The following is a 25,652-nucleotide window of genomic DNA, read 5'->3' as shown; positions in this document are numbered from 1 at the left end:
GGCAAGATGCCCGGCATGACTAGGCTGCGGGACGATCCGGACTTCCGGCGGTACTGGTCGGCGCGGGCGTTGTCGACGACCGGGTCGATGGTGACGGCGATCGCGCTGCCGGTGCTCGTGTACCGGCTGAGCGGGTCGACGGTGCTGACCGCCGTGGTGACGGCGCTGGAGTCGGCGCCGTACCTGCTGACTGGTCTGTTCGCCGGCGCGCTCGCGGATCGCTGGAACCGGCGCCACGTGATGGTGGCCGCGGACACGGTCAACGCGCTCCTGGTGGGGTCGGTTCCGCTGGCGCATCTGCTCGGGGTGCTCACCGTCGTGCAGGTCCTGATCGTCGCGTTCACCGTTCAGGCGGTGCACACGTTCTTCGACGGCGCGAACTTCGGTGCGCTCCCGGTGCTCGTCGGCCGGGCCCGGGTGGCCCAGGCGAACTCCGCGGTCTGGACGGCCTCCAGCCTGATCGAGCTGATGGTGCCACCGCTGACCGGGCTGCTGCTCGCCGTCCTCGATCCGGCCAGTCTGCTCACCCTCGACGCGCTCAGCTTCGCGGCCTCCGCGTTCGCGGTCCGCGGGATCACCAGGGCCTTGTCCGAGGCTCGCGAAGGGCGTCCGCCACTGCGGCCGCGCGTGGTCCTGAACGACATCGCTGACGGTCTGCGCTATCTGGTCCGGCATGCCGGCGTGCGTACGATGACGATCGTCGGCAGCGTGCAGTCCTTCGCCGGCGGCGGGTTCATGGCACTGATCGTGGTCTGGTGCGACCGCGTCCTGCACATCGGTACGTCGGGACTCCGCTTCGGCCTCGTCTGGGGCACGTGGGGGATCGGCGGGCTGATCGCCGCGCTCAGCCTCCCGCGGTTGCTGAAGCGGATGTCGCCCGCCGCGATCACGCTGTACGCGCTGCCGCTGTCGGCGCTGCTCGGCGTGCTGTCGCCGTTGTCGCCGCACTGGATCGTGGCCGCGCTGGCCCTGCTCGTCTGGGGTTCGGCGTACGTGCTGGTGATCGTGAACGCGATCTCGTACCGCCAGCAGGTGACGCCGGAGAACCTGCTCGGCCGGGTCAACACCGCGGGCCGGATGCTGTCCTGGGGTGTCGGGTGGACGCTCGGCTCGGTCGTCGGCGGCCTGCTCGGCACCGCGTTCGGGGCCCGCACCGGGATGGTGCTGATGGGACTGTTCGGCTGTGCCGGTGTGGTCATCGCCTGGACGTCGCCGCTGCGCAGGATCGCGGCCGACCACGAGTCGCAGGTGGCCTGAGGCGGCCCCGTTGCATACGAACGCGGCGAACATCCGCTAGGTTCTGCGCGTGGGAGTACGGGTTCTCGGTCCTCGTGACCTCGCGGCGGCACGCGCGGTCATCGCCCGTGATCCGGTGGTGAACGTGTTCGTCGACAGCCTCGTGCAGGCGTCCGGGCTGGACCCGCGGCGCGGCGCCGAGGTCTGGGGGTACGTCGAGAAGGGCGCGCTCGAGGCCCTGTGCCACGCCGGCGGGAACATGGTGCCGGTCGGCGCCGACGACGCGGCGCTGCGGGCGTTCGCGGCGTACGCGCTGCGCCGCGGCCGGAACTGCTTCCAGATCCTCGGCCAGGCGCGGGCGGTCGAGCAGCTGTGGCACATCCTCGAGCCGCACTGGGGACCGGCCCGCGAGGTGCGCGACGACCAGCCGTTCATGGTGATCGACGGGCCGCCGGCGATCGCGCCGGACCCGCTGGTGCGCGCGGTCGAGCCGGTCGAGCTGCCGATCCTGTACCCGGCGTGCGTGGCGATGTACACCGAGGAGGTCGGCGTACCACCGCAGACCGGGCCGGACGGGACGTTCTACCGCTCGCGGGTCGCGGAGCTGATCCGGGCCGGGCGGGCGTTCGCGCGGATCGAGGACGGCCGGGTCGTGTTCAAGGCCGAGGTCGGTTCGGTCGGGACCGGGGTGTGCCAGATCCAGGGCGTCTGGGTGGACCCGGAGTACCGGGGTCGCGGGCTCGCCGCGCCCGGGATGGCCGCGGTGGTCGAGCTGGCCCGGCAGATCGCGCCGGTCGTGACGCTCTACGTCAACGCGTTCAACCGGCCCGCGAGGGCGGCGTACGAGCGGGTCGGGTTCCGCACCGTCGAAACCTTCGCCACGATCCTGTTCTAAGCTCCGACGCATGGCATCGCGAAGCACCAAGGGTCTGGCCGCACTGTTCGGCGTGCTCGGGACGCTGCATTTCGTGAAACCGGCGCCGTTCGAGCAGATCGTGCCGAAGGTGCTGCCGCGGAAGAAGGAGCTCGTCTACGCGTCCGGGGTGGCGGAGCTGGCCTGCGCGGCCGGGCTGCTGCACCCGCGGACCCGGCGGCTGGCCGGGCTGGCGAGCGCCGGCCTGCTGGTCGCGGTGTTCCCGGCGAACGTCCAGATGGCCGCTGACCTGCGGACCAAGGGGTCGCGGACGGCCCAGACGATCGCGTATGCGCGGCTGCCGCTCCAGCTGCCGTTGATCCGGTGGGCGCTGAAAGCTGCCCGCGAGTGACCTGTGGACAACGTGGTGGGAGCATCACCACCGGACCGATATTCTCTCTGATGTCCTGTACTCGACTTTTGCACGCTTGGAGACTCCCGTGATTTTGCGTATGTCGTCGTTGTTCCTCCGCACCCTTCGCGAGGACCCGGCGGACGCGGAGGTCCCGAGCCACAAGCTGCTCGTCCGCGCCGGATACATCCGCCGCGCCGCGCCCGGCATCTACACCTGGCTGCCGCTCGGCCTGCGGGTGCTGCGCAACGTCGAGCGGATCGTCCGCGAGGAGATGGACGCGATCGGCGCGCAGGAGCTGGTGTTCCCGGCGCTGCTGCCCCGCGAGCCCTACGAGGCCACCGGCCGCTGGACGGAGTACGGGCCGAACATCTTCCGGCTGAAGGACCGCAAGGGCGCCGACATGCTGCTCGGCCCCACGCACGAGGAGATGTTCACGCTGGTCGTGAAGGACCTGTACTCGTCGTACAAGGACCTGCCGCTGTCGATCTACCAGATCCAGAACAAGTACCGCGACGAGGCGCGGCCGCGGGCCGGCGTGCTCCGCGGGCGCGAGTTCGTGATGAAGGACTCGTACTCGTTCGACGTCGACGACGACGGCCTCGCCGCGTCGTACGAGAAGCATCGCGACGCCTACATCAAGATCTTCGACCGGCTCGGCTTCGACTACGTGATCGTGCAGGCGATGTCCGGTGCGATGGGCGGATCGCGGTCCGAGGAGTTCCTCGCGATCGCGGAGAACGGCGAGGACACCTTCGTCCGCTCCCCGGGCGGCTACGCGGCGAACGTCGAGGCGGTCGTGGTGCCGCAGGCCGCGCCGGTCGACGCGTCCGGCGTGCCGGCCGCCGAGGTCGTGGACACGCCCGACACCCCGACGATCGACACGCTCGTGGACGCGCTGAACGCGAAGCACGCCCGGACCGACGGCCGCGAGTGGACCGCCGCGGACACGCTGAAGAACGTGCTCGTCATGCTGGTGCACCCCGACGGCAGCCGTGAGCCGCTGGCGATCGGCGTCCCCGGCGACCGCGCGATCGACGAGAAGCGGCTGGGCGCGCAGCTGGAGCCGGCCGAGGTGGTCGCCTTCGAGGAGGCGGACTTCGAGAAGTACCCGTCGCTCGCGAAGGGCTACATCGGCCCCGGCGTGCTCGGCAAGGAGAACGCGTCCGGCATCCGCTACCTGCTCGACCCGCGGGTCGCGGAAGGGTCGGCCTGGGTGACGGGTGCGGACAAGTCCGGCTTCCACGTCGTCAACCTGGTGCACGGCCGGGACTTCACCGCCGACGGGACGATCCAGGCCGCCGAGGTCCGTGACGGCGACCAGGCGCCGGACGGCTCCGGTGAGCTGGAGACCGCGCGCGGGATCGAGATGGGCCACATCTTCCAGCTCGGCCGGAAGTACGCCGACGCCCTCGACCTCAAGGTCCTCGACCAGAACGGCAAGCTCGTCACGGTCACCATGGGGTCGTACGGCGTGGGTGTCACCCGCGCGGTCGCCGCGATCGCCGAGGGCAACCACGACGAGCTCGGTCTGGTCTGGCCGCGGGAGATCGCGCCGGCCGACGTGCACCTGGTTGCCACCGGCAAGGACAAGGAGGTCTTCGAGAAGGCCGCCGAGATCGCCGCCGGGCTGGAGGCCCGCGGGCTGAGCGTCATCTACGACGACCGGGAGAAGGTCTCGCCGGGCGTGAAGTTCAAGGACGCCGAGCTGATCGGCATCCCGACCATCGCGGTCGTCGGCAAGGGCCTCGCCGACGGCACGATCGAGGTCAAGGACCGCCGCTCCGGCGACCGCGCCGACGTCCCGGTCGCGGACATCGTCGAGCACCTGGTCAGCACGGTCCGCGGCTGACCGACAGCCGACCGACCGGCCTCGCTCCCCAGCAGGGGAGCGAGGCCGGTTTCGCATTTCCCGGACTTTTTCCGGCGGGCATGTCGAGGAACGCCGATCGGCTCCGATCCCGGGGTGTGGCGCCTGAGGGGGCGTCCGGGAGTCAGGGAGTTGACGATGACGGAATCTGTAGTGGTGGGTCGGGGGATCGACGGGTTGCGGCAGGCCGTAGCCGGCGAGGTGCTGGTGGCCGGGGACCCGGGATACCCGGACGCCGGGCGCGTGGTGATGGCCGAGGGGCGGCCGCGGGTGATCGTGCGGTGCACGGGGGCGGGCGACGTGGTCGCGGCGCTGAAGTACGCCGAGACGCACGACCTGCCGATCGCGGTCCGCAGCGGCGGGCACCACGCGGCCGGGTTCGGCACCAACGACGGCGGTGTCGTGATCGACGTACGGCCGATGGACGAGGTCCGGCTGCTGCCCGACAACGTCGTGCGGATCGGCACCGGCGGCACCTGGGGCCGGGTCGCCGAGCGGCTCGGTAAGGCCGGGCTGGCGATCTCGTCCGGTGACACGGCCGGTGTCGGGGTCGGCGGGCTGATGGCCGGCGGCGGCATCGGCTGGATGGTCCGCAAGCACGGGCTGGCGATCGACAACGTGGTCGCCGCCGAGGTGGTGACCGCGGACGGCTCGATCCACCGGGTGGACGCCGCGACCGAGCCGGAGCTGTTCTGGGGACTGCGAGGCGCGGCGGGCAGCCTCGGCGTGGTCACCTCGTACGACATCGCGGCCACACCGCAGCCCACGGTGCACTTCGGCGCGCTGCTCTACCCCTGGGTGCAGGCGGCGCAGGTCCTCCAGGGGTGGGCGGAGTACATGGCGACCGCGCCCGAGGACCTGACGGCGTCCCTGCAGCTGGCGCCGACGATGATGGCCGACGGGCAGGTGCCGGTCGCGATCATGGTGTGCGTGGCGGGTGACGTCGCCGCGCGCGACGCGATCCTGGAGCCGCTGCGCACCCTCGGCACCTTGCTCACCGACAAGGTGACCGAGGTCCCGTACGCCGAGGTGTTCGCCGCCATGGAGATGCCGGCGGACTGGCGGCCCCGGATCCGCAACGGCTTCTTCGAGACGGTGCCGGCCGATCTGGGGGAGCGGCTGCTCGAGGCCCGCCGGCGGATCCCCGGGATGGCGATCGAGATCCGTGCGCTCGGCGGTGCCTTCGGCGCGATGCCGGCGGACGCGACCGCGTTCGCGCACCGCGACGCCCGGTTCCTGGTGAACTCGGTCGTGGTCGGATCGCCCGAGCAGCAGGGCTCGCAGCCCGCCGAGTTCGACGCCCTGTGGAAGACGCTGGAGCCCAACGGCGCCTACCTGAACTTCCTGTCGAACCCGACCGACGCCGACCTCGACCTCTGCTACCCGCCGGACCACCGCGCTCGGCTGGCCGCGCTCAAGCAGACGGTGGATCCGGGCCATGTGTTCCGCAGTGAGTTGAGCGTGCCGCCGCGCCCGGAGTGGACCGGTGGCCGCCGTCACCTGATGAGGTGGGCGATGCGGTCGCGCAGATAGTTCTGCTCGGCCGTGTTCCGGGTCCGCTCCAGCGCCGCGAGGTAGTTGGAGCGGGCCTGGTCCGGCCGGCCGGCGAGCTCGTGCAGGTGGGCGAGAACGGACAGCCGGCGGTGGTGGTCGCCGAGGTACCGGTCGGCGGCCAGCTCCTCGACGATCGCGATGCCGGCGTCCGGCCCGTCGGTCATCGCGACGGCCACGGCCGAGCCGAGCCGCACCATCGGGCTCGGGTCGACCTGCTCGAGGACGCGGTAGAGGCCGGCGATCTGTTCCCAGTCGGTCGACTCGACGGAGTCGGCCTCGCTGTGCACGGCCGCGATCGCCGCCTCCAGCTGGTACGGGCCGACGGCGCCGGTGCGTAGCGTCTCCTCGACGAGCCGCGTGCCCTCGGCGATCTCGCCGGCGTACCAGCGGGTGCGGTCCTGCCGGTCGGCGGGGACGAGGTCGCCGCCGGGCCCGGTCCGCGCGTCCCGGCGTGCGTGCGTGAGGATCATCAACGCCAGCAGACCGGTCACCTCGCCCGGACCGCCGACGGCCTGCTGCAGCAGGCGGGTGATCCGGAGCGCCTCTTCCGCCAGATCCACGCGCTGCAACGAGTCACCGGCGCTGGCGGTGTGTCCTTCGTTGAAGATCAGGTAGAGCACCTGCAGGACGGCACGGAGCCGCTCGTCGTACTCGTCGGCGGTCGGCAGTTCGAAGCGGGCGCCCGCGATCGTCTTCTTGGCCCGGCTGATCCGCTGCGCCACGGTCGTCTCGCTGACCAGCAGCGCGGCCGCCACCTCCGCTGTCGTGAGACCGCCGACCGAGCGCAGCGTGAGGGCGATCTGCGACGCCGGGGTCAGCGCCGGGTGGCAGCACAGCACCAGCAGCCGCACGGTGTCGTCGGAGTCCTCGTGGTAGTCGTCGGGATCCGGGTCCGCCGCGCGCAGGAAGTCGTTGAGTTCGCGCTGCCTGCGGGCGTTGTCCCGTCGCCACCCGTCCATCATCCGCCGCGTCGCGACGCTGATCAGCCAGCCGACGGGCTGCTCGGGGACGCCGTTGGCGCGCCACTGCACGAACGCCTCGAGCAGTGCCTCCTGCACCGCGTCCTCGCACTGGTCGAACACGCCGTACCGCCGGACCAACGTCGCCAGCGCCCGCGGAGCCGCAGCGCGGATCGCCGCCTCCAGGTCGGGCGCCGACGTCCTCACAGCTGGTCGAGCTCCGCGAGGAAGTCGTCCTGGTCCATCCGGATCTCACGGAGCTCGACGCGCCGGAACTGCGCCAGCGGGATCATCGCCGCGAGCTCGAGGGCCCGCTCCTGCGACGCGCAGTTCAGCACCAGTGCGCCGGCCAAGAACTCCTTGGTCTCCAGGAACGGCCGGTCCGAGATCACCGGCGTACCGGCGACCAGCTGGACGTCCTTGGTCTCGGCCGGCTCCGTGAGCGAAAGCACGGACACCAGCTCGCCGCTCTTCAGCAGCTTGCGCGCGAGCGTGGCGACGGCCTCGCGGCCACCGGCCAGCTCGGTCAGCTGGTGCTCGCTCAGCCCTTCGAGCGCCTCGAGGTTGTTGTGAACCAGCAGTAGGAACTTCACCCCGCCATTGTCCCGGACAAGGTGTCAGGACCGAACCCAGACGGTCCACCGCACCACACGCAGGTACCCCAGGCGTTGGTAGACGGGCTGTCCGTCGTCCGACGCGATCAGGCACGCCGGCTGATCGGCGTACGCCGTGGTCGCCGCCCAGGTCACCGCCGCGCCCGCACCGCGACCACGCGCGGCGGGCATCACCGCGACGTTCTCGACGACGGTGACCCCGGCGGCGCTGTGGGCCGTGGCGGTCGCCAGCGGTACGTCGCCGTCGTATCCGACCCAGACGGCCGAACCGTCGAGGAACGACGGCAAGTAGACGGTCCCTGGCTGGAACGGCTGGAACTCCGGCAACGGGTATCCCTCGACGAGGACCCGCTCGGCGTCGGCCAGGCCGGCGGCGTCCGTCACCCGGCGGACGTCGAGATCCGTCGTCGGGGGAGCGGTCGTCTGCGGAAGCCGGAGCATCAACGGCGGATGCCCTGCCAGCTCCAGGCCGGACGCGCGGAGGTCGCCGGTCGGCCACGCGCTGACGAACAGGTACGGCGCACGGCCGGGCAGCGTTTCGGCGACCTCGGCGACGATCCCGGCCGGATCGACCGGCTGTTTCGGGACGATCCAGTTCGTGAGCGCGCCGCGGCCGTCGAGGATCCCGCCGGCCCACCTGTCGCCGTCGTACCACGGTCTGCCGGCCCGCCGGGCGGCGTCGACGGCCCAGGACGCGTGCGCGAGCACGGCCTGGCGCATCAGCGAGTCGGCCGGCGCGAGGTCCGGCTCCCAGCCGGTGGCCAGGGTTTCGCCTTCCGGCGGCAGGATCGAGGACGACATGCGCACCATTCTCGCGGCGGCGACGTGGTGTGTCTCTCACTCGACGGTGTAAAGGTTGAGCGGTACTACGCCCTTACCGGATCATCGGGTCCGTGAGGACGTGCTGCTGTGCCTGATGTGTCGTTGCTGACGTTGGTGTTCCTGGTGATCGCGGCCTTCGCGGCCGGCTGGATCGACGCGGTGGTCGGGGGCGGTGGACTGCTGCAGCTGCCCGCGATGCTGCTCGGGCTGCCGAACGCGTCGCCCGCGCAGGTCCTGTCGACCAACAAGATCTCGTCGCTGTGCGGTACGACGACCAGCGCGGTCACGTTCGGTGTCAAGGTGCGCCCGGACCGTAAGACCGTGCTGCCGCTGGCGATTCTCGCCGGGCTCGGCGCCGCGGCCGGCGCGCTGGTGGCGACCAGGATCCCGATGTCCTGGTTCAAGCCGATCGTCCTGGTGCTGCTCGTGCTGGTGGCGATCTACACCGCGATGAAGCCGTCGCTGGGCGCCCGCACCGCGTTGCGGTTCGACGGTCGCGACCACTACCTCGCGGCGAGCGGCGTCGGCGTGCTGATCGGCTTCTACGACGGCGCGGTCGGACCGGGCACCGGGTCGTTCCTGATCTTCGCGCTGGTCGGCCTGCTCGGGTACAACTTCCTGCAGGCGAGTGCGAAGGCGAAGATCGCCAACGTGGCCACGAACCTGGGCGCGATCGCGGTGTTCGCGCTGAGCGGCGCACCGCTGTGGCGGCTCGGCCTGATCATGGGGGCCGCCAACATGTGCGGCGGTCTGCTCGGCGCCCGGACCGCGGTCGCCCGGGGCAGCCGGTTCGTCCGGGTGGTCTTCCTGGTCGTCGTCTCGGCGCTGATCCTGCGCCTGGCCTACGACGTGTTCTTCGCCTGACCTCAGCGACGGCTGAAGGTCGGGGCCCAGGGCGCGTTGTCCAGGCCGATCCGCTGGATGGCGGTAGCGGTCTGGGCGGCCAGGTCCTCGAGGGACGCGATCTCGTCCGGGGTGGCCCGGTAGCGGCGGGACCAGTAGGCGCCGATGGCGGCGACCGGCGTCGGTGAGCCGACCGGGACCATCAGCAGGCTCCGGACGAAGGTCGGCAGGTACGCCTCGAGCGGGATCCGGTCGTCGACGGAGATGTCGGGGACCACCGCGGTCTCGTCGTGCAGCATCGCCCAGCCGCTGATGCATGCGGTGATCGGGAACCGCTGGCCCTTCCAGAGCGGCGCGATCGCGTCCTCGTCGGCGTAGAAGCAACGATCCTCCTCGCGCAGGACGAACGTCGCTCCCTGTGCGCCCGTGACCCGGCGCGCCTCCTTGCGGACGATCTCCCCGACATGGTCGAGGCTCGTCGCCACCTCCAGGGCTGCCAGTTGCTCCGCCATGCCGCCATTGTGCACCCCGATCGCCCCCGGCCGATGTCAAAAGCGGCAATTCGGACGGCGGACGAGGCCTCCGCGCCTCGTTGCGACCTAGGGTCGCGCCATGGACACGGAGGTGTTGTTCGACGGGAAGATGAATCTGAGCTTCGGCCAGATCTACCTGATGAGCGGGGACACGGACTGGCCGGACTTCGACGACTCACGGCGGGGGCAGGCGAACGGCCTCTGCGGGGCCGCCGAACCCGGTCGGCTGCTGCTGGCGACCGGGCTGCACACCGGATACGTAGGGCTTCGGATCGAGCACTCCGAGCAAGAGCCTGCTCTGGATGACTCCTGGGAGGACATCGTCGAGGTCTCGTTCCTGCCCGCGGCCCCAGGCATCGAGGTGTACGGGCTGGACGGCTCGACGTCCGCGGAGTTCCGCCTGCCGGTGCGTAGCTATCGGGCCCGCTACAGCGCCAGCGGGATGGACGAGGGCCGGCGGGTCGACGTGGTCGGCGACGACGAGCCGGTCGTGGATCGGTACCTGCTCCAGTTCTGGCCGGCCGACGCCGCGACCGATGCCGTACGCAAGCAGACCAGCACTGTGGCCAAGCAGTGGCATCAGGAGTGGCGCTAGGGTCGCCTCATGGTCGACTACAACGGTCGGATGGGCAGGGTGTACGTCGCGGGCCGTGCGATGCCGCCGGCCGAGGTACGGCGCTGGACCGGGGCCTTCGCGCAGCACGTGCCGTCGGTGCGACCGCTGGACGTCCTTGATCTCGGCAGCGGCGTCGGCCGGCTGACTCCCGGGCTGGCCGAGGAGTTCCAGGGGCAGGCGTGGGGCGTGGAGCCGTCGGACCGGATGCGCGAGGCGGCCGAGCAGGCACCGCATCCGGACGTGACCTACCTGAAGGGCAGCGCCGAGGACATTCCGTTGCCTGAGGCATCGGTCGACGTGGTGCTGATGTTCCTGTCGTTCCATCATTTCCGGGATCAGCCGCAGGGGCTGCGGGAGGTGCGCCGGGTGCTGCGGCCCGGGGGAGTGGCGTTGTTGCGCACCCAGTTCACGGATCTGATGCCGGACCTGTTCTGGTACGAGTACTTCCCGTCCGCGCGGGAGATCGATGCGGCGATGTACAGGTCGCTCGCGGACACGAAGGCGCTGGCGGCCGAGGCGGGGCTGGTGCCGGCCGACGAGGTCGTCCGGCTCTCGGTCGAGACGCCGCGGACGTTGCGCGAGCGCTACGAGCGGCTGAGCCTGCGGGCGTTGTCGACGTTCGAGCATCTCCCGGCGGACGAGGTCGAGGCCGGGTTCGCCAGGTTCGCCGCGGACGCGGACCGGGACCCGGGGCGGTCGATGCCGGTGTACGACGCGACGATGCTGGTTCTCACGCGTCCCAGGTGACGTGCAGCGCCGGCGGTTTGCGGAAGACGAGACCGCGTGGCGCGGGGGAGTCCGGAGCCAGGCGGAGACCGGGCAGGCGCAGTACGGCCTCGAGTGCGGTCAGCGTTTCCAGGCGGGTCAGGTGCATGCCGAGGCAGATGTGCGGCCCGCTGGCGAAGGCGAGATGCCGGCGGGCGTTCGGGCGCCGGACGTCGAACGTGTCGGGGGCCGGGAACACCTCGGGATCCCGGCCGGCGCCGGCCAGCGAGACGGTGACCATGTCGCCGCGGCGGATCGCGGCGCCCGCGAGGTCGAGGTCGCGGGTGGCGTAGCGGTCGATGACGGCGGCCGCGGGTTCCAGGCGGAGTGACTCCTCCATCGCGTTCGGGAGCAGCGCGGGGTCGGCCAGGACCAGGTCGAGCTGGTCGCGGTGCGTGAGGAGGTGCCACAGGGCGTTGGTGATCATGCCCTCGGTGGTCTCGATCCCGCCGAACATGAACACCGCGGCGTTCGCGACCACCTCGTCGATCCCCAGCCCGGCGGCGGCCGCCACGGCGAGCAGCGAGTCGGCGGAGTCGATGCCGGAGGCAACATGCTTGTGCAGCTCGGCGAACGCCGCCGCACCGTCCGCGGTCGCCGGGCGGCCGGCCGAGATCCCGGAGACCGACGACGAGATCGCCGTGTACCAGTCGAGCACGGTGGACGCCGAGGCCGGCGGCAGCCCGAGCGACAGCGCGACAACGGCAACCGACAACGGCCCCGCAAGCGCCGTCCGAAGGTCGGCGGAATGCCGGGGGTGGAGCGTCGACATGAGGTCGTCAACTGTTTGTTGCACGGGCTGGGTGAAGCGGCGGCGGGTCTCCGCCAGGCCGAAGGGGGACTCGAAGGGGTCGCGGTGGGACTTGTGGTGGGCGCCGTCGAGGGACAGCATCGACGGGCCGACGACCTGCGCGGTCGAGAACCGAGGGTCGTCGACAGTGAACGTCGCCGGGTCGCGCAGTACCTGCACCGCGAGCGACCGACCGGTGACGAACCAGGCGTTCATGGACTCGATCCAGCCGATCGGCCGGATCCGCGCGAGCGCCGGATGCGGGTCGGTTTCGAGCTCGTCGACGGTCACCATCGGGCCAGCGTAACCATAGGACCAGTTATCATACTGGTATTGCTGAGACAGATCGGATTTAAACGACTCAGGAGGCCTCCGGGTTACGAATCCTGAACTCAGGCCCTCTAGGGTGTGGCCCATGTCAGAGAACCTGGTGCTCCTGCCTGCCGTCGATGTGGCGGACGGGCAGGCGGTCCGGCTGGTGCAGGGTGAGGCCGGCAGCGAGACGTCGTACGGCGACCCGCTGGCGGCGGCGATGGCGTGGCAGGAGGCCGGGGCGGAGTGGATCCACCTGGTCGACCTGGACGCGGCGTTCGGCCGTGGCAGCAACCGGGAGCTGCTCGCCGACGTCACCGGCACGCTGGACGTGCAGGTCGAGCTGTCCGGCGGCATCCGCGACGACGACTCGCTCGAGGCCGCGCTCGCGACCGGCGCCCGCCGGGTGAACATCGGCACCGCCGCGCTCGAGGACCCGGAGTGGTGCGACCGGATCATCCAGCAGTACGGCGACCGGGTCGCGATCGGCCTGGACGTCCGCGGCCGCACCCTGGCCGCCCGCGGCTGGACGAAGGAAGGCGGCGACCTGTACGAGGTGCTGGCCCGGCTGGAGACGGCCGGCTGCGAGCGCTACGTGGTCACCGACGTCACCAAGGACGGCATGCTCCAGGGCCCGAACCTGGACCTGTACCGCGACCTGTGCGCGCGCACCGACAAGCCGATCATCGCGTCCGGCGGCGTCTCCAGTCTCGACGACCTCGAGGCGCTCAGCACGCTAGTGAAGGACGGCGTCGAGGGCGTCATCGTCGGCAAGGCGCTGTACGCCGGCGCGTTCACCCTGACCGAGGCACTCGAGCTCACGCGTGGAGGCGACAAGTGAGTCTGGGCGGCAAGCTCAAGGACAAGCTCCAGGACAAGAAGGTCCTGGTCACCGGCGTCACCGGCTTCGTCGGTGAGGCGCTGCTGCACCGGATCATCGGCGAGCTCCCCGGCACCACCATCGCCGCGATCATCCGGCCGAAGGGGTCGCTGAGCGGCACCGACCGGATGGCGCAGCTGCTGAAGAAGGACATCTTCAAGCCGTTCTACGGCGAGGGCACGCCGTACGCCGACGCCGAAGCGCTGTCGGCCGCGCGGATCCAGGTGATCGACGGCGACCTGGCCGACGTACCGGAGCTGCCCAAGGATCTCGACATCGTCGTGCACTGCGCCGGCGACGTGAGCTTCGACCCGCCGATCCACGAGGCGTTCACGACGAACGTGCTCGGCACCAAGAGCCTGCTCGAGCGGATCGTCGAGACCGGCCGCCCGGTGCACTACGTACACATCTCCACGGCGTACACCGCCGGTCGCCGGCGCGGCGCGATCCCGGAGGCCCCGGTCGACCACTTCGTCGACTGGCGGACCGAGGCCGAGGCCGGGATGGCGATGAAGGCCCGGGTCGAGGAGCAGTCCCGGTCCGCGCCGATGCTGGCCAGGTTCCGCAAGGAGGCCGAGAAGCTGCACCGCCGCGCCGGGCACCTGACGGCCGCGGCCGACACCGAGCGCCGCCGGACCGAGTGGGTCGCGAAGCGGCTCGTCGAGACCGGCACCGAGCGGGCCCGCAGCCTCGGCTGGACCGACTGCTACACGTTCACCAAGGCGCTCGGCGAGCGCGTGGTGGAGGAGTTCGCGAGCACGCTGCCGACGTCGATCGTCCGGCCGGCCATCATCGAGTCCGCGGTGCAGAGCCCGCACCCGGGCTGGATCGAGGGCTTCAAGATGGCCGAGCCGCTGATCCTGGCCTACGGCCGCGGCGAGCTGCCCGAGTTCCCGGCGTCGCCGGACTCGGTGATCGAGATCATCCCGGTCGACCACGTGGTCGGCGCGATCTGCGCGGTGATGGCGACCGAGCCCGAGCTGAGCAAGCCGGAGTACTACCACATCGGCTCCGGCGCCCGGAACCCGCTGACCTTCGAGCAGCTCTACGCCGGTGTCCGGGAGTACTTCTCCAAGCACCCGTTCGACCTCGGCGAGCGCGGCGCGGTCCGGCTGCCGGTGTGGAAGTTCCCCGGCGGCGACTCGGTCGAGAGCATGCTGCGGTACGGCGAACGCGCGCACAAGATCGCCGACGCCGTCATCACCCGCGTGCCGCGCGGCGAGCGCACCCGCAAGTACGCCCGCGAGCTCGACGTCCAGAAGCGCCGGCTGGACTTCCTGCGCCGCTACATGGACCTGTACTCCGAGTACGCCCAGGCCGAGCTGCAATTCATCGACGACAACGTGCTCGCCCTGCACAACGCGCTCGAGGGCGACGACAAGGAGAAGTTCGCCTGCGACACCGCGGTCGTCGACTGGCAGTACTACCTGCAGGAGCTGCACTGCCCGAGCGTCACCGAGTCGATGCGCCGGCTGGACGTCGTCCGCAAGAAGCGGAACAAGGCGCTCGCCGAGTCGGCCGGCGTGCTGAAGAAGGTGCAGCCGCACGCGGACAGCCAGGTGATCGCGGCGTTCGACATGGACGGCACGCTGCTGTCGTCGAACGTGATCGAGACCTACCTGTGGATGCGGCTGCCCGAGCTGGACGGTCCGCAGCGGGCCGGCGAGATCGGCGCGATGCTGCGCAAGCTGCCGAAGCTGATCGCCGCCGAGCGCAAGGACCGCGGCACGTTCCTGCGGACCATCTACCGCCGCTACGCCGGTGCGGATCTGGAGCAGCTGAACCAGATCGTCGACGAGATCCTCGCCGAGCACGTGCTGGAGCGGCTGAGCGGCGCCGCCGTCCGCCGGATCCGCGAGCACCGCGCCGCCGGGCACAAGACGATCCTGATCACCGGCGCCGTCCGGCCGCTGACCCGGCCGCTGGAGCCGCTGTTCGACGAGATCGTCGCCGCCGAGCTGGCCGTCGACGACCGCGGCCGCTGCACCGGCTTCCTGTCCGGGCCGCCGCTGGTCGGTGAGTCGCGCGCCGCGTGGATCAAGCACCACGCGCGGCAGACCAACATCGACCTGTCCAAGTCGTACGCCTACGCCGACAGCCACTCGGACCTGCCGATGCTGTCGGTGGTCGGCAACCCGGTCGCCGTGTCGCCGGACGTGTCGCTGTTCCGGGCCGCCCGGGCCGCGCGCTGGCAGATCGTCGACTGGAAGACCTCGTCCACGCCGTCCCGTCTGGAGCTCCCTGGGGTGAACGCCCGATGATGCTGGCCCTCGAGATGTACCGGTCGCCGGCCAAGTACCTGGCGGCCAAGGCGGTCGGCGGCCGGATCCCCGGCATCCTGACCGGACCGGCCGCGCCGCTGCGCCTCGTCACCATCGACGAGCCGAAGGCCGAGCGGGCCGGCTGGGCGCGGATCCGGCCGATCCTGTCCGGCATCTGCGGCTCGGACCTCGGCATGGTCACCGGCGCCACCAAGCTGTACTTCTCCGCGGTCGTGTCGATGCCGTTCGTACCCGGCCACGAGGTGGTCGGCGAACTGCTCGACGACTGCGAGGACCTGCCCAAGGGCACGCGGGTGGTGATGGACAGCGTCCTCACCTGCGCCGCGCGCGGCGTCGAGCCGTGCGAGGGCTGCGTGTCCGGCAACACCAACCGGTGCGACCGGATCACGGTCGGCCATGTGGCGCCGGGCCTGCAGACCGGCTTCTGCCGCGACACCGGCGGCGGCTGGGGCAACCTGATGGTCGCGCACCGCAGCCAGCTGTACGCCGTACCGGACGGGATGTCCGACGAGCGCGCCGTCCTGGTCGAGCCGCTGGCGGGCGCGGTGCACGCCGCCCTGCGCGCCAAGGTCGAGCCGGGGCAGTCGGTGCTGGTCAGCGGCGCCGGTGCGGTCGGGCTGTTCGCGACGCTCGCCCTGCGTGAGCTGACCCAGGCCGGACGGATCACCGTCGTCGCCAAGCACGCGAGGCAGCGGGAGCTGGCGCGCGCGTTCGGCGCCAGCGACGTGGTCGCGCCGGACGAGGTGTTCCGCGGCGTCCGCCGCTCGACCGGCGCGTTCCGGCTGAAGCAGGACTTCAGCGGCGGCGAGTTCCTGCTCGGCGGCGTCGACGTCGCGGTCGACGCGGTCGGCAGCAAGGACTCGATCGACACCGTGCTGCGGGTCACCAAGGCCGGCGGCCGGGTGGTGCTGTCCGGGATGCCGGCCAGCGGCGCCGACCTGTCGCCGGTGTGGTTCCGCGAGCTCGAGGTCACCGGCACGTACGCCTCCGCGCGGGAGGAACCGAACGGCCGCCCGGCGTTCGAGACCGCGCTGGAACTCGCCGGCCGCGCCCCGCTGGACGGGATCGTCGGGGCCCGCTACCCGCTCTACCGCTGGCGTGAGGCGCTGGACCACGCGCACTCCGCCGGCCGACTGGGAACAGTCAAGGTCGCATTCGATGTGAGGGCCTCATGAGGGCGCTGAACGTACGACGAGAGAGGTTCTGACATGTCTCGGCCAGGTTTCGTGCTTGAGGTGGACGACCGGACGCCGCCGCTGCTCGTGCACAACGGTGAGGGCTTCCTGCTGGAGCGGTTCCCGCAGGGCACCCGGGTGGTGTACCCGCCGGAGGCGCTGCCCGCGGTCCGCGACGTCGACGAGGCGATCCAGAACGCGCTGCTGAACCCGATCGAGTCCGAGCCGCTGCCGGAGCTGCTGCGCCCGGGGATGCGGCTGACGATCGCGTTCGACGACATCTCGCTGCCGCTGCCGCCGATGAAGAAGCCGGACATCCGGCAGCGCGTCATCGAGGCCGTGCTGGAGCTGGCCGCGCAGGCCGGCGTCGACGACGTCGAGCTGATCTCGGCGAACGCGCTGCACCGCCGGCTGACCCCGAACGAGCTGCGCGAGATCGTCGGCGAGCGGGTCTTCCGGTCGTTCTTCCCGGACGGGAAGCTCTACAACTTCGACGCCGAGGACGCCGACAACCTGACCCACCTGGGCCAGACCCGGCACGGCGAGGACGTGGAGATCTCCAAGCGGGCGGCCGAGTCCGACCTGCTGGTCTACGTGAACGTGAACCTGGTGGCGATGGACGGCGGCCACAAGTCCACCTCGATCGGCCTGGCGTCGTACAAGTCGCTGAAGCACCACCACAACAGCCACACGATGATCCACTCGCGGTCGTTCATGGACCACAAGGCCTCGAAGATGCACCACTCCGCCTGGCGGATGGGTGAGGTGCTGACCCAGCACGTCAAGGTGTTCCAGATCGAGACCACGCTGAACAACGACATCTTCGGCGGTCCGCTGGAGTTCCTGCAGAAGCGCGAGTGGGAGTGGTCGATCAAGGACCAGGCCTCGATGCTCGGCACCAAGCGCGCCCTCGCGGCCGCGCCGGCCCGGCTGCGGCACAAGATCTTCACCGACGTCCGCTCGAACTACGGCCTGACCGGGATCAACGCCGGCTCCATCGAGCCGGTGCACGAGAAGACCATCGAGGCGGTGCACCGCCAGCACCTGGTCGAGGTCCAGGGCCAGTCCGACGTCGCGATCATGGGCGTGCCGTTCGTCGGCCCGTACAACGTGAACTCGGTGATGAACCCGATCCTCGCCGCCTGCATGGGCCTCGGGTACTACTTCAACTCGTACCGGGGCAACCCGGTCGTCCGCAAGGACGGCGCGGTGATCCTCTATCACCCGGTCGACTACGAGTTCAGCCAGCTGCACCACCCGTCGTACGTCGACTTCTTCGAGGAGGTGCTCTCGGAGAGCACCGACCCGGCGACGATCGAGGCGAAGTTCGAGAAGCAGTACGCCGAGGACCCGTGGTACATCCACCTGTACCGGACGTCGTACGCGTACCACGGCGTGCACCCGTTCTACATGTGGTACTGGATCTCCCACGCCCTGGACCACTGCGGCGACATCGTCTGGGTCGGTGCGAACCGCAAGACCGTCGAGCGGATGGGCTTCCGGTCCGCGTCGACGCTGCAGGACGCGCTCGAGATGGTCAGCCACTCGGTCGGCCGGTCGCCGTCGATCACCTACCTGCACAACCCGCCGCACCTGCTCGCGGACGTGCGCTGATGGGTACCGGCCTGGTGAAGTTCAGCCGGGACACCGCGCGGGACGTGAAGCAGGTCGCGCGCGGGTGGCGCTGGGGCCGGCGGGCGCAGGTGCCGCGCTCGGCCGAGCCGTACGTGATCCCCAAGGAGACCACGGTCTTCCCGACCAAGTGGGCCCGGACGCCGGCCGCGATCGCGGTCCGCGACCTGATCCAGAAGGGCCCGCTGAACGCGGTCCTGAACTTCGAGGTCAGCCCGCAGGTCAGCGGGCTGGACTCGCTGCTCAAGCTGGACGGCCCGGCGATCATCGTCGCGAACCACTCCTCGCACCTCGACACCCCGTTGCTGCTGCTGTCGCTGCCGGACGCGATGCGCCGCAAGACGGCGTTCGCGGCCGCGGCCGACTACTTCTTCGACACCTGGTGGCGGGCGGCCGGGTCGGCGATCGTGTTCAACACGTTCCCGATCGAGCGCCGCGGCGGCAAGATGAGCGCCACGCCGGGCGACCTGCTCGCCGACGGCTGGAACGTCGTCGTCTTCCCGGAGGGCACCCGCTCGCCGGACGGCTGGGTGCAGCGGTTCCGGATGGGCGCGGCGTACCTGGCCGTCGAGCACGACGTGCCGATCATCCCGGTCGGCATCAAGGGTTCGTTCGCCGCGATGCCGCGCGGCCGCGGCTGGCCGATCCCGGGCCGTCCCGCGGTCCACGTCCGGTACGGCGACCCGCTGCGCCCGTCGGACGGCGAGAGCGCCCGCGACTTCGCGCCCCGGATCGCCGCCGCGGTGTCGGCGCTCCTCGACGAGGAGTCGACCACTTGGTACGAGTCCCGCCGCCGCGCCGCCATCGGCGCGTCCCCGTCCCAGACCGGCCCCGACGCCGCGCACTGGCGCCGGGTCTGGGAGTCGACCCGGCCCATGCGGTCCACCGACAACCGCCGTCGCGCCTGGAAGTGACGACTGTCGAGATCCGGCCGCGCTTCGGCGCGGCCGGACGCCCGTTCTGGATCCTCGCCGCCTCCTACCTGGTCCTGCCGGCGGTGCTGTGCGCGTCGCTCGCGACCTGGGCCCTCAGCTGGGCGGCCGCTGCCGGGCTGTTCGTCGTGCTCGTCGCCGTCCTGACGGCGCTGTTCTGGCTGGCGATTCGCGGCGCCCGGATCTGGGTCAGCGCGGACGCGGTCGCCTACAGGTCGACCGCCTGGGCGCCGACGAAGGCGCTGCCGCGCGCCGAGCTGGTGCGGGTCCTCCGGATCGGGCGCGTCAAGGGCTCCATCCCGATGGGACTGCTGGCGGTCCTCGCGGCCGACGGCACCCGCATCGGCGTGGCCCGCTGGCTCTGGACCGACGCCGACCTGCACACCATGACGACGGCGATCGGTCTCCCGGTGGAGCACCGCGCGAAGGTGGGCCAGCTGGAACTGGTCCGGGAACTCGGCGTCGATCCGGCGTTCAAGCGCAACCCGGTGCACCTGCTGACCCTCGTGGGTGCCGCGGCGGTCGGAGTGCTGATCGCCTGGCCGATCGTCCGCGCGCTGCTGCTCTGAGACGGCTTCACCTGGTCGAGACATGCGGCTCGGTACGCTTGGCCGCGTGAGTCTTGCTGTGCGGGTCATTCCCTGTCTCGACGTCGACGCCGGCCGGGTGGTCAAGGGCGTCAACTTCGCGGATCTGCGCGACGCCGGTGATCCGGTCGAGATGGCGCAGGTGTACGACGCGGAGGGTGCCGACGAGCTCACCTTCCTCGACATCACCGCGTCGTCGGGATCGCGCGAGACGACGTACGACGTGGTGCGCCGGACCGCCGAGCAGGTGTTCATCCCGCTGACCGTCGGCGGCGGGGTGCGCGAGGCGACCGACGTGGACCGGCTGCTGCGGGCCGGCGCGGACAAGGTCGGGATCAACACCGGGGCGATCGCGCGCCCGGACGTGATCCGCGAGATCGCGCACCGGTTCGGCAACCAGGTCCTGGTGCTGTCCCTCGACGTCCGGCGGTCCGCGGAGCAGCCGAGCGGGTTCGAGGTCACCACGCACGGCGGCCGGAAGTCCGCCGGGCTGGACGCGATCGAGTGGGCGCAGCGCGGGTGCGAGCTCGGCGCCGGCGAGATCCTGCTGAACTCGATGGACGCCGACGGCACCAAACAGGGGTTCGACCTCGAGCTGATCAAGGCGGTCCGCGCGGTGGTCGACGTACCGCTGATCGCCAGCGGGGGAGCGGGGGCGCCGGAACACTTCCCGCCCGCGGTCCAGGCCGGCGCGGACGCCGTGCTCGCCGCGAGCGTGTTCCACTTCGGCGACTTCCGCATCGCCGATGTGAAGAAGGCGCTCCGCGACGCCGGAATCGTGGTCCGGTGACCATGCAGACCGAGAACCAGCCGACGCCGGACGAGCCGGCGTCGGACGGACCGGACTCGGACGGAGTGGATTCGGGCGAACTGGATTCGGGGGAGCGGTCGGAGGTGCTGGTCGCGGCGATCGAGCAGGAGCTGTCCGCGCTGTTCCGCCGGTCGCGCTCCGCGTCGCTCCGGCTGGCACGCCGCGTGCACCCCGACATGGACGCCGCCGGGTACGCCCTGATCTCGCAGATCGAGCTCGGCACCGGCAGCGGCGCCGGGGTCCGCGCCTCCGACGTCGCGCAGGTCCTCGGCCTCGACAAGTCGACCGTCAGCCGCGGCATCACCCAGCTGGAGAACCTCGGCCTGATCGAGCGCGTCGGCGACCCGGACGACGGCCGCGCCCGCCTGCTCCGTCTCACCGACACCGGCGCCGAGCGCTACGAGGCCATGCGCACCCAACGCCAGACCGAGTTCCGCGCCATCCTCGACCGCTGGAATCCCACCGACCTGGCCGACCTCGGCCGCCTCCTCAGCCGCCTGAACACCGACCTGGGCTGACCGGGCACGGCTCGCACGGATCAGCGGGTCCGCGTGACCGTGCTGCCGGCGTCCTGCCCCTGGGCGCGCCATCCGGCCCAGTCGAGCTCGGTGTCGTTCCAGGCGAAGTACGCCGCAGTCCTGGAGGCCAGGCGATACGTGTTCTTCTCGAAGCGGTTGTTCCGGTCGCGGTAGATCGCCGGATCGCCGATGTCCTGCACGGCTCCAGTGAGCTGACCGTCCGTCAGCGTGATCCGGTTGTCGTGGACCGAGACGTTGCGGACGATGTGCGGCCCGTGCGGCGCGGGTGCTTCGCCGGCCCGGCCGCCGCTGTCGATCAGCGTGATCGCGTTGGCGTTGCCGCGGACGACGTTGCCGGTGATCTCGATCCGCCCGGTCCCGCCGGACGACTGGATCTGGATACCCGCGTCCCAGGCCCAGCCCTTGGGCCGCCGGCCGTTGCCGGTGATCTCGTTGTCCTCGATGGTGGCGTCGTAGCTGATCTCGTACTGGATGCCGGCGCCCCAGTTGCCGGAGATCCGGTTGGCGGCGTACCGGGTGCGGATGTTCCCGCCGTCGGACCACAAGCCCGGGCCGGCGTTGTCGTGGACGTAGTTGTGGGTGACGGATTGACCGTCGGTCAGCCAGCTCTTGACGCCGCCCGCCTCCCAGTCCGGCGAGTAGCCGGCGACGCCGTTGGACGAGATCTCGTTGCCGTCGACGACTGACCCGGTGCCCCAGGCACCGACGCCGAGTTGGCCTTGGTCGTGCACGAAGTTGCCGGACACGACGGCGCCGTCGGCGATCCCGAGCCCGGCGCCGTGGTTCAGCCGCACCTCGTTGTGCAGGATGTGCCAACCGGACCCTGCCTGCTGCGGTGTCACCTGACGGCTCTCCACGGCGGCGGTCTGGGCTTCGTTGGCGGCCTGCTCGAACACCAGGTTCGCCAGGGTGACGTCGTCGGCCGTCGTGCGAACGAGGCTCGGGGCGACGGCCTGCTCGAGCAGGTGCTGTGCAGGATCGTCCCCGATCGTGATCGTGTTCGTGGCGTAGTCGGCATGGAAGGTGCCGCCGATGACGTCGGCCGGCGAGCTCACCCGGGTCAGCCGCTGCTTGTCGGCGAAGATGTCCTCGGTCGCGCCGCACAGCGGCATGCCCGCCCGGCACTCGCCGTGGGTGCCTGGAGCGGCTGGGAGAAATCCCGTCGTCGACCATCCACGATCGCCGCGCCGCCAGCCGGTGAGGACCTTTGATCCACTGACGACCGCGCCGGCCCGGCCGATCAGCGCGTCGCCGGACTTCGGCCGGAGCGGCTCCACCAACCGATACGTCCCGGCCGAGAAGCAGTACGCCGTCCCCGGCGCGTGCGCGTCGATGATCCGCTGGAGATCGTCGGAGGGCCGCAGCGGCACGCCGTCGCAGGCCCGCTCGACCGGTCCGACCGGTCCGTCGGGTCCGGCCCCGGCGATCGCCGGATTCCCGGCAGCTTCGCCGGCCGGGCGCCGGACCAGCGAGGCCGTCAGAGCCGTGGACAGCACCGCTGCCAGCGCGCAGCCCGCAGCGATCCACCGGCGAAGCACCGGGCGCGATGTCACGACGGCTTCTCGTCCCGGCCGGTGATGGTGAGCGGCCGGGCAGGCTCGGCGGCGAGGCCGGAGAACCACGGCTTCCGGGTCGTGACCGCGATCCCGACGCCATACATCGTCCAGAGCACGGCCGCGATCTGCGGTCCTTCCAGTTGCGGGTCGAACAGGCACGACACCAGGACCGAGGTGCACACGCTCATCATCAGGACGGCGAGCTGGCGGGTCCGGTACCGCCCGGCCCGGGCCAGCCGCCGGCAGCCGGCGATCAGCCGCCAGTACCAGACTGCCCACAGCGCGACCCAGAACGAGAAGCCGACGACGCCCATCCTGGCCAGGATGTGCAGGTGCGAGTTGTGCGGGCTGCGCAACGTCTCCTTGCCCTCGTCGTACACGCCGACCTCGGCGGCCAGGTTCTGCCCGAAGCCGGAGCCGTCGACCAGGTGACCGTCGGACACCTGCTTGTCGAGGATGCGGGTCCACAGCTCCTCGCGGCCCTCGACGGTGCCACCCAGGTTCCCGGGGGAGTCCTTGCCGCTGAGACTCACCACGTTCGCGACCAGTTGCGACGCGGAGAACTCCCTGCCCTGGACGCCGGCCAGCGGCACCTTGAGCGACAGCAGCGACGCCACGCCGAGGCCGATCACCATGACGAGTACGACGCGCGCGGCAAGGCGCACCGGGTGACGCACGAAGAAGAGCGCGACCGCGCCACCGGCCATCACCCCGAGCAGACCACCACGGTTCTGCGTCGCGGCGAGCGCGATCACCAGCAGCGCGGGCAGGCTCAAGAGCGCCCGGCTCCGTGCGCTGCGCTTGCCCGGCAGGAGCCACAGGAGTCCGAGAACGAGCAACGCTGCGACGGCGGCGCTGCCTGGCTTTCGTGAGAGCACGGAAACGGTCGAGAACGGGACTCGTGGGGCGCTGTCGGCCAGCGGCGCGAGCACCAGCGCGGGCGGCAACCATGCCAGCAGCCAGGGTGTCAGCCGCTCGAGGCCCGCCATCCAACGGTCGAGGAGCCCCGGGTACGAGGCGATCGCGGCCGGCAGCAGCAAGGCGAACAGGGAGTAGTACCAGAGCGCGGCGTCGCGCACCGCGTCGAGGTGATACGTGCCCAGTCCCGGCACGGTCCGGATCAGGCCCCACCCGGCGAAGGCGAGCACCAGAGCCAGCACGGGCTCGTCCCGGATCGGCCCGACGAAGTACCGAGTGGCTGCCAGGGCGGCCACGACGCCAAGGCCCAGGACCATCTCGCCGACGAACAGCGGACTGCCGGGCAGGTGCAGGTACGCGAAAGCCCGGTCGAACAGCAGGTAACCGGCAAGCAGGATCCCGAGCGCGCGCCCGTACAGCACGAACAGCCGTCCCGGGTCCGGCGGCATCGCTTCAGCCTCGCGGTGCGCGTGCCGACTCGCGGGCGCTCTTGGCCGACGGGAACGCGAAAACGGTCGCGGCCGGCCGGTCGACGAGTCCGGTACGGCGGCCCGTCCGCACGCCGGTCCGCCGCCAGACCCGCCGTACGAACCGCTGCCAGCGGCCCTCACGGCGGTAGACGTAGCCGACGACGTCGGAATCGACCTGATCGAGCCGTTCGACCACGGTGACGTGGTCCTGCACCAGTTCGCCGGGCCCGAGGACGACGACCGCCGCGTCGGAGTCCTGCACGAGATCGACCGCGTTCGCGGCGCGCAGCACGGCCGGACCGTCGATCAGCACGAGCTCGAACGACTCCTTGGCCTCGGTGATCAGACCCGCCACCGCCTTCGCGTAGGCCGTGCCGGACGTCGGCCGCAGCCGCGCGTACCCGGCGGGCAGGACGGCGACAGCCGAGTTCAGCGGGCTCGTCTCGACACAGTCGGACACCCCGCACCGCCCGGCCACGACCTGCTCGAAACCGTCGGTGGGTGGACTGCCCGGAAGGAGAAGGTCCGTCAGGACGCCCTGTCCGGTGTCGGCATCCACCACGAGCACCGTCGTACCGCTCTCGGCGACGGCGAGCGCGACGTTGGCCACGACCGTGCTCCGGCGGGAGTCGCTGTCCGCCGATACGAACGACACGGCCAGCCGCTGGTCCCGGGCGGTGCGGATCCGCTCGACCGAGCCCGCCGTGAAGCGGAACGCCTCGGCCGCCGGTGAGCGCGGATCGGCGGCGACCGGCAGGGGATCGGCGGCGGGTGCGCGGCCGGGAAGGATCCCGGCGCCGGCCGGCGGAATGTCGCCGATCAGCGGTACGTCGTAGATCGCCGCCGGGTCGAGCCGGTCGTCCAGGCAGCGCCGCCGGCTGGCCCGGACGTATGCGAGACCGGCGCCCAGGACGAGACCGGCGACCAGCCCGATGGCACCGGTGCGCTTGGAGTTGCCGTTGATCGGTGTCTGCGGTTCCGGGGCCCACCGGACGGTGGGATGGGTGGCGAGATCCACCTGCAGGTTGACGAGGGTCGTGGCCCGCTGCTTCAGCAGCTCGGCAACCTGGCCCTTGGTCCGGGCATCGCGGATCGCGCGCTCGACCGCGGCGACCGATGCCGTGCCCTGCGCGGCGATGGTGCCGGCCCGGACGTCGTCGAAGGCCATCAGCGCGGCATTGACGCCGGCCTGCGCCACGTCGGCGTCGGGCCAGGTGAACGCGACAGCGACGATGCTCGACCCGAAGCCGCCCGGGGTGGCCCGCTCGGGCGGGGTGATCTCCAGCGAGCTGTTCTGGCCGCTGAAGTCGCCTGTCGACAGCAGGTTCCGGTTCAGGTTCGCGTTCGCGATCCGGGCCGCCTCTTCCGCGACCTCCTGGGACTGCATCAGCAGCACCTGGCTGTCGAAGTACTGGTCGCGGGCGTCGCGCTGGGCGAGGGTGCTCAGCGGCACGGTGACCGTCGCCTCGGCACGGTAGACCTCGCGTTGCAGCAGTGAGTAGGCCACCGCGGCGGACGTCACCAGCACGGTGACGACCAGGACCATGACGCGGTAGCGCCGCACCGCTCCGAAGACGGTCGGCTCGAATTTGCCGTGCTGGATGTCGCTGGCCCTCATCGGCACCACCTCAGTCGCTCCCCTGACTGCGGCGCACCACCGTAGCGGCGTACCCCCTTGCCGGGGATCATAC

Annotated in this window: 24 protein-coding genes; 16 read left to right on the top strand and 8 right to left on the bottom strand. The window is 71.1% G+C overall.

Annotated elements, in window-relative coordinates; all coding sequences use genetic code 11:
- Positions 1–15: 15 nt before the first annotated feature.
- The 5 genes from ABZW60_RS22945 to ABZW60_RS22925 all read left to right on the top strand — a co-directional run bounded on the left by ABZW60_RS22945 (position 16) and on the right by ABZW60_RS22925 (position 5,904).
- Entirely contained in the window at positions 16–1,257 is a 1,242-nt protein-coding gene (locus ABZW60_RS22945; protein WP_355479857.1) for an MFS transporter, read from the top strand.
- Positions 1,258–1,306: 49 nt separating this feature from the next.
- The gene (locus ABZW60_RS22940; protein ID WP_355479855.1) at positions 1,307–2,131 is read left to right on the top strand and encodes a GNAT family N-acetyltransferase; all 825 of its coding nucleotides are present in this window, start codon (positions 1,307–1,309) and stop codon (positions 2,129–2,131) included.
- A 10-nt stretch (positions 2,132–2,141) separates the two neighbouring features.
- On the top strand, positions 2,142–2,501 hold the full coding sequence (locus ABZW60_RS22935) for a DoxX family protein (protein ID WP_355479853.1): 360 nt from the start codon (positions 2,142–2,144) through the stop codon (positions 2,499–2,501).
- Between the two features lie 88 nt (positions 2,502–2,589).
- Positions 2,590–4,353, top strand: coding sequence for a proline--tRNA ligase (locus tag ABZW60_RS22930; RefSeq protein WP_355479852.1), 1,764 nt, complete (start codon positions 2,590–2,592; stop codon positions 4,351–4,353).
- 156 nt (positions 4,354–4,509) lie between these two features.
- On the top strand, positions 4,510–5,904 hold the full coding sequence (locus ABZW60_RS22925) for an FAD-binding oxidoreductase (protein ID WP_355479850.1): 1,395 nt from the start codon (positions 4,510–4,512) through the stop codon (positions 5,902–5,904).
- Here ABZW60_RS22925 and ABZW60_RS22920 read toward each other — a convergent pair.
- Genes ABZW60_RS22920 through ABZW60_RS22910 form a run of 3 tightly spaced genes read right to left on the bottom strand, consistent with a single transcriptional unit; the run spans position 5,868 to position 8,299 of the window.
- Entirely contained in the window at positions 5,868–7,091 is a 1,224-nt protein-coding gene (locus ABZW60_RS22920) for a sigma-70 family RNA polymerase sigma factor (RefSeq protein ID WP_355479849.1), read from the bottom strand. The genes ABZW60_RS22925 and ABZW60_RS22920 overlap by 37 nt on opposite strands.
- Entirely contained in the window at positions 7,088–7,477 is a 390-nt protein-coding gene (locus ABZW60_RS22915; RefSeq protein ID WP_355479847.1) for a YciI family protein, read from the bottom strand. The genes ABZW60_RS22920 and ABZW60_RS22915 overlap by 4 nt, the downstream gene beginning before the upstream one ends.
- A gap of 24 nt (positions 7,478–7,501) precedes the next feature.
- A complete protein-coding gene (locus ABZW60_RS22910) occupies positions 7,502–8,299 on the bottom strand; it encodes a GNAT family N-acetyltransferase (protein ID WP_355479846.1) in 798 nt (265 codons plus the stop codon).
- A gap of 108 nt (positions 8,300–8,407) precedes the next feature.
- Between ABZW60_RS22910 and ABZW60_RS22905 the strand changes: the two genes are divergently transcribed.
- Complete coding sequence (locus tag ABZW60_RS22905) at positions 8,408–9,184, top strand: TSUP family transporter (protein WP_355479845.1); 777 nt, start codon at positions 8,408–8,410, stop codon at positions 9,182–9,184.
- Between the two features lie 2 nt (positions 9,185–9,186).
- Here ABZW60_RS22905 and ABZW60_RS22900 read toward each other — a convergent pair whose 3' ends face one another.
- Positions 9,187–9,675, bottom strand: a complete 489-nt coding sequence (locus ABZW60_RS22900) for a GAF domain-containing protein (protein WP_355479843.1) — start codon at positions 9,673–9,675, stop codon at positions 9,187–9,189.
- Positions 9,676–9,775: 100 nt separating this feature from the next.
- Here ABZW60_RS22900 and ABZW60_RS22895 point away from each other — a divergent pair, with 100 nt between their 5' ends.
- Together ABZW60_RS22895 and ABZW60_RS22890 are read left to right on the top strand one after the other, a co-directional pair.
- Positions 9,776–10,291, top strand: a complete 516-nt coding sequence (locus ABZW60_RS22895; protein ID WP_355479841.1) for a hypothetical protein — start codon at positions 9,776–9,778, stop codon at positions 10,289–10,291.
- A gap of 9 nt (positions 10,292–10,300) precedes the next feature.
- The gene (locus ABZW60_RS22890) at positions 10,301–11,059 is read left to right on the top strand and encodes a class I SAM-dependent methyltransferase (protein WP_355479840.1); all 759 of its coding nucleotides are present in this window, start codon (positions 10,301–10,303) and stop codon (positions 11,057–11,059) included.
- Here ABZW60_RS22890 and ABZW60_RS22885 read toward each other — a convergent pair.
- Positions 11,043–12,161, bottom strand: coding sequence for a cytochrome P450 (locus ABZW60_RS22885; protein ID WP_355479838.1), 1,119 nt, complete (start codon positions 12,159–12,161; stop codon positions 11,043–11,045). The genes ABZW60_RS22890 and ABZW60_RS22885 overlap by 17 nt on opposite strands.
- Positions 12,162–12,282: 121 nt before the next feature.
- On the opposite strand from ABZW60_RS22885, the gene priA reads away from it, so the two are divergent.
- The 8 genes from priA to ABZW60_RS22845 are packed head-to-tail and all read left to right on the top strand — an operon-like array spanning position 12,283 to position 20,996.
- Positions 12,283–13,020 (top strand): bifunctional 1-(5-phosphoribosyl)-5-((5-phosphoribosylamino)methylideneamino)imidazole-4-carboxamide isomerase/phosphoribosylanthranilate isomerase PriA, encoded by a 738-nt coding sequence (gene priA / locus ABZW60_RS22880; RefSeq protein ID WP_355479836.1) that lies wholly within the window; start codon positions 12,283–12,285, stop codon positions 13,018–13,020.
- Positions 13,017–15,320: an HAD-IB family hydrolase gene (locus tag ABZW60_RS22875; RefSeq protein ID WP_355479834.1), complete on the top strand. Its 2,304-nt coding sequence runs from the start codon at positions 13,017–13,019 to the stop codon at positions 15,318–15,320. The genes priA and ABZW60_RS22875 overlap by 4 nt, the downstream gene beginning before the upstream one ends.
- Positions 15,317–16,516 (top strand): zinc-binding dehydrogenase, encoded by a 1,200-nt coding sequence (locus tag ABZW60_RS22870; RefSeq protein WP_355479832.1) that lies wholly within the window; start codon positions 15,317–15,319, stop codon positions 16,514–16,516. The genes ABZW60_RS22875 and ABZW60_RS22870 overlap by 4 nt, the downstream gene beginning before the upstream one ends.
- Positions 16,517–16,549: 33 nt before the next feature.
- Positions 16,550–18,130 (top strand): lactate racemase domain-containing protein, encoded by a 1,581-nt coding sequence (locus ABZW60_RS22865; RefSeq protein WP_355479831.1) that lies wholly within the window; start codon positions 16,550–16,552, stop codon positions 18,128–18,130.
- Positions 18,130–19,062, top strand: a complete 933-nt coding sequence (locus ABZW60_RS22860; protein ID WP_355479829.1) for a lysophospholipid acyltransferase family protein — start codon at positions 18,130–18,132, stop codon at positions 19,060–19,062. The genes ABZW60_RS22865 and ABZW60_RS22860 overlap by 1 nt, the downstream gene beginning before the upstream one ends.
- Positions 19,059–19,649: a hypothetical protein gene (locus ABZW60_RS22855; RefSeq protein ID WP_355479828.1), complete on the top strand. Its 591-nt coding sequence runs from the start codon at positions 19,059–19,061 to the stop codon at positions 19,647–19,649. The genes ABZW60_RS22860 and ABZW60_RS22855 overlap by 4 nt, the downstream gene beginning before the upstream one ends.
- A gap of 46 nt (positions 19,650–19,695) precedes the next feature.
- Positions 19,696–20,457: an imidazole glycerol phosphate synthase subunit HisF gene (gene hisF, locus ABZW60_RS22850; RefSeq protein ID WP_355479826.1), complete on the top strand. Its 762-nt coding sequence runs from the start codon at positions 19,696–19,698 to the stop codon at positions 20,455–20,457.
- 2 nt (positions 20,458–20,459) lie between these two features.
- A complete protein-coding gene (locus ABZW60_RS22845; protein WP_355480501.1) occupies positions 20,460–20,996 on the top strand; it encodes a MarR family transcriptional regulator in 537 nt (178 codons plus the stop codon).
- A 20-nt stretch (positions 20,997–21,016) separates the two neighbouring features.
- Here the strand turns inward: ABZW60_RS22845 and ABZW60_RS22840 are convergent, their stop codons facing one another.
- The 3 genes from ABZW60_RS22840 to ABZW60_RS22830 are packed head-to-tail and all read right to left on the bottom strand — an operon-like array spanning position 21,017 to position 25,579.
- Entirely contained in the window at positions 21,017–22,570 is a 1,554-nt protein-coding gene (locus ABZW60_RS22840; RefSeq protein ID WP_355479824.1) for a right-handed parallel beta-helix repeat-containing protein, read from the bottom strand.
- On the bottom strand, positions 22,567–23,940 hold the full coding sequence (locus ABZW60_RS22835) for an O-antigen ligase family protein (protein WP_355479822.1): 1,374 nt from the start codon (positions 23,938–23,940) through the stop codon (positions 22,567–22,569). Before ABZW60_RS22835 ends, ABZW60_RS22840 begins: the two co-directional genes overlap by 4 nt.
- 4 nt (positions 23,941–23,944) lie before the next feature.
- Complete coding sequence (locus ABZW60_RS22830) at positions 23,945–25,579, bottom strand: Wzz/FepE/Etk N-terminal domain-containing protein (RefSeq protein ID WP_355479820.1); 1,635 nt, start codon at positions 25,577–25,579, stop codon at positions 23,945–23,947.
- Positions 25,580–25,652: the final 73 nt, after the last annotated feature.

It is taken from the genome of Kribbella sp. NPDC003557, assembly GCF_040610805.1.
Taxonomy (GTDB): domain Bacteria; phylum Actinomycetota; class Actinomycetes; order Propionibacteriales; family Kribbellaceae; genus Kribbella.
This window is presented reverse-complemented; position numbering and strand designations above follow the sequence as displayed.